We start from the raw sequence: 3,753 nt of genomic DNA, 5'->3' as shown, positions 1-3,753 counted from the left end.
ATGTAAAAACCGAGCAACAAAGAGTTAATCGTCCCTAGAAAGAACCCAAAGGGCAGCGCATGTTTGGCATTTATGCTGCGTTATTGCCTATTTATGGGGAATAACCACACCACATAGGCACTGCCTTGCCTAAAAACCAAACAGTCAGCTGCAAAATCAATCACGAAAGGTCAGCACGCCCTAATTAAATGGGAGTACGCGATGTGCTCCCTTTTTTTGCGTTAAATAGGCTGGTATTTAGTATCTTAACCTTTTAAACTACTTAGCCATTGAATAATTAAAAAATGTTATGGCTTCAGCAACTTTTACTGTACAGCAAGATACAGCACTTACCAATTCACACATCTCATTAAACGTAGCGCAAACAGCGTCATTACGTAGCCAATTAAAGTCCCAACGTGGCATTTTAAATTCTAATAATATTAAAGCGTTATGCTCGCAATATGCGGTGTCGGAAGATTCACTATTGCAAGGTTTAGTGCCTCTAGCTTCTGAGTTTTCAGTTGCTCCCGTATCACTTTTCCACGTTGGCGCAATCGTTAAAGCGCTTGATGAAAATGGCGATATACACTTTTATTTTGGTGCAAATGTAGAATTTAATCATCAAGCATTGAGTTTAGTGGTTCACGCAGAGCAATCGGCTATTAATAATGCATGGTTAAATGGTGCTAAAAAAATTCTAAAAATAGCCATTAGTGATGCACCATGTGGATATTGTCGCCAGTTTATGAATGAACTAGCCGATGCTAAAGAATTTGATATTTTACTCCCAAACCAGCAATTTACATTAGCCGAGTTACTACCGCATTCATTTGGGCCAACTGATTTAGGTAATGAATTTAGTTTATTCAATCCAAAACCACAGTTAGCTAAATTTAATCTAGATGGCCTTGATGAAACATTTGCCCGCTTTGCGCTTAATGCTTACGTGCCTTATAGCCAAAATTTTTGCGCAGTAAAAATTGTTACGTTTAATGACGGTGATTTTTATGGAAGCTATGCTGAAAATGCAGCGTATAGCCCAAGCTTATCGCCACTACAAAGCGCATTAAGTCAGTTTTTTTTAGCGGGTCTTAGCTTTAATGAAAGCGTTGTGAAGGGTATTACGTTATTAGAAACCAAAGGGCAAGAAAACCAAGCTGGTGTAGCAAAGGCTGTGTTGGCTAGTTTTAGCAATTTACCCGCACTTGAGATAATTAGCGCCCCACTTAAAGAGTGATCCGCATACAATAAAGCACAGCTAAAAGCTGTGCTTTATTGTAACAGCCGGTATTAATCAAGTAATACTTTAGCTGCTTCAAGTACGACAGCGACAGATTTTCGCTCTATTTCACCATGGTCAACATTTGGTATTTCTTGGCGAGTACGGTTGACAAGTACGCCTGCTACACAAGCTGCTTGTAAACCAAGTGCCGCGCACATAGTAAATAATGTCGCCGATTCCATTTCGTAGTTCATTACACCAAGCTTTTGCCATTCTTCACAGCTACCTTGGAATGCTTTTGGCACGTAACCAGAATGCGTATCGTAACGCTCTTGGCCTGGGTAGAACGTATCGCTTGAAGCTGTAATACCAATATGAAAATCGATATTTAAATTATTACATGCTTGTACCATTGCTTGTGTTGCATAAAAGTCAGACACAGCAGGGTAGCTAAGTGGTGCAAAATGCTGGCTAGCACCGTCTAAACGCACAGATGCTTGGCTAATTAAAATGTCACCTTCGTTTATATGTGGTTGAATAGCACCCGTTGTACCAATACGTAAAAATTTACGTACGCCAAGTTGCGCTAATTCTTCTACAGCAATAGACGTAGATGGACCACCAATACCCGTAGAACAAATAACCACAGAGTGACCATTAAGTTGGCCTAAATAAACATGGAATTCACGTGTTTGAGCAAGGCAGGTTGGATTGTCTAGGAATTGTGAAATGCGTGCAGCACGATCAGGGTCGCCCGGTACAATTGCAAGTTTTGCACCTTTAAGATCGTCAATACATAGTCCTAAGTGAAATACCTTTTCCATAGCTAAGCCTTTTTATAAAAATTGTTGTCAATCTAACATGATTGCTAGAAACGTTTATCAAGTACAGGACGATTGTCCGTTTTATTCTAACTGTTCAAAATTAAGTATGAATATTTTAAAGTGTTAATTTGATTTATTCATCAACAATGAATATTCAATCAAGCATCTATATGCGCGGCCATACGGTGTTGTTGACATGTTTAAGCAGACATAATAAGTATCACTCAAGCGCGTAACTAAAATTAAATAAGCCCTAGCTGTAAATTACTAAAGTTTAATTAATTCAATTGATTATATTTTCTTTAACTATTTTTAAGCAAATGTACTTATACGGATCAGGCACGGACTTATTAAGCAAAATAGAATTTATTTGAAGTTTAGGCATTTTTAAATATTTTGCATAACTAATCAAAATTAGTTAGTTGCGGACAGAACAAAAAATCGTAAGGGTTTATTATGAGCACACAATTTCAAGCATTTAAAAACAAAGTTGAGCACTGCTTGTGCGCACCAGGTGATGGTGTATACACGGTAAATACAGCCAAAGAGCGAAAAGCAGCACTGAGAAATAAACTTTACGGGCAAACTGAAAACGTTGATAACCTATGGCGTGAGTCGTTAAATGAATTACCAAATTCCCCGCATAAAGCGGTTATGTTAGGTATTAGCTCTGATTGCGGTGGCGGTATTTTACGTGGCGCAAATTGGGGACCGTTATTTGTGCGCTCAGCATTGATTGATCAACAACCACAGTGCCATTCGTTTGATTTGGGTGATGTGCGTGTAATTCCACATTTATTGCATGACAAATACCTAAATGATGCAACAATTTCTAACTGCCAAAAAGCGTTATACGGTAATGAAGATAATGATTATTATGTGAGCCCATTATCGATTACTGAAGACGTATGCGACAGCTTTTACGCAACATTTACAGACAAAGGCATATTTGGTATTGGTGGCGATCACTCAATTAGTTATCCACTGACTAAAGCGTACTTAAAAGCTAAGCGTGAGCAGGGCAAACGCACTGCTATTATTCACTTTGACGCGCATACAGATTTACTCGTTGAACGCTTAGGTATTGATTTATGTTTTGGCTCGTGGTGTACACATATTTTAGAGTTTTTACCGGCACCGCATCATTTAATTCAATTTGGTATTCGTTCAAGCGGTAAGCCAAAAGCGCACTGGGAAAGTACGTTTGGTGTTAAGCAACATTGGGCACATGAAATCATAGAACGTGGCGCAGCCGCAGTTGCTGCTGAGGCTATTGCACAATTAAAAGCTGATAACGTTGATGAAGTGTATGTTAGTTTTGATATTGATGCGCTGGACGCTGAGTTTGCATCTGCTACGGGTACGCCAGAAGATAACGGTTTAACACCGCAACATGCGCTTGATATTTTATCAGCCATTGCCGATGAGTTCCCTATTACAGGTGCGGACATGATGGAAATAGCGCCGTTTACCGACAGCTCTTTGGTTGGTCAGTCAAGCTCTGAAACAACGCTGCGCGAAGGTGCTAAAATTTCAGCATTTTTGATTGGTGCAATGAATAAGTAATACCAATTGCATTAGGGTCTGTTGATCTTTCAAGGTTAAATTTGCAGCAGTCGGTTTGGTATTTAGGCAAGGCAGCGCCTATGTAGTGTGGTTATTCCCCATAAATAGACGATAACGCAGCATCAATGCCAAACAGGCGCTGCCCAAAGGGTTCTTCCA

3 protein-coding genes are annotated in these 3,753 nt (G+C 39.5%); 2 read left to right on the top strand and 1 reads right to left on the bottom strand.

Features of this window, described 5'->3' with window-relative positions; translation table 11 throughout:
* The first annotated feature begins 289 nt into the window (after positions 1-289).
* Positions 290-1,219 (top strand): cytidine deaminase, encoded by a 930-nt coding sequence (gene cdd / locus CWB66_RS18985; RefSeq protein WP_138586586.1) that lies wholly within the window; start codon positions 290-292, stop codon positions 1,217-1,219.
* A gap of 53 nt (positions 1,220-1,272) precedes the next feature.
* Here cdd and udp read toward each other — a convergent pair whose 3' ends face one another.
* A complete protein-coding gene (udp, locus tag CWB66_RS18980) occupies positions 1,273-2,028 on the bottom strand; it encodes a uridine phosphorylase (protein WP_077535101.1) in 756 nt (251 codons plus the stop codon).
* A gap of 456 nt (positions 2,029-2,484) precedes the next feature.
* Between udp and CWB66_RS18975 the strand changes: the two genes are divergently transcribed.
* On the top strand, positions 2,485-3,594 hold the full coding sequence (locus tag CWB66_RS18975) for an arginase family protein (RefSeq protein WP_138586585.1): 1,110 nt from the start codon (positions 2,485-2,487) through the stop codon (positions 3,592-3,594).
* Positions 3,595-3,753: the final 159 nt, after the last annotated feature.

The organism is Pseudoalteromonas sp. S558 (assembly GCF_005886635.1).
Taxonomy (GTDB): domain Bacteria; phylum Pseudomonadota; class Gammaproteobacteria; order Enterobacterales; family Alteromonadaceae; genus Pseudoalteromonas; species Pseudoalteromonas aliena.
Note: the sequence above shows the minus strand (reverse complement) of the source record. Positions and strands in the feature narration are given on the sequence as shown.

Excerpts from the sequence above, each read along its gene's own strand:
- cdd (WP_138586586.1), top strand. The coding sequence starts at position 290 with ATGGCTTCAGCAACTTTTACTGTACAGCAAGATACAGCACTTACCAAT.
- udp (WP_077535101.1), bottom strand. The coding sequence starts at position 2,028 with ATGGAAAAGGTATTTCACTTAGGACTATGTATTGACGATCTTAAAGGT.
- CWB66_RS18975 (WP_138586585.1), top strand. The coding sequence starts at position 2,485 with ATGAGCACACAATTTCAAGCATTTAAAAACAAAGTTGAGCACTGCTTG.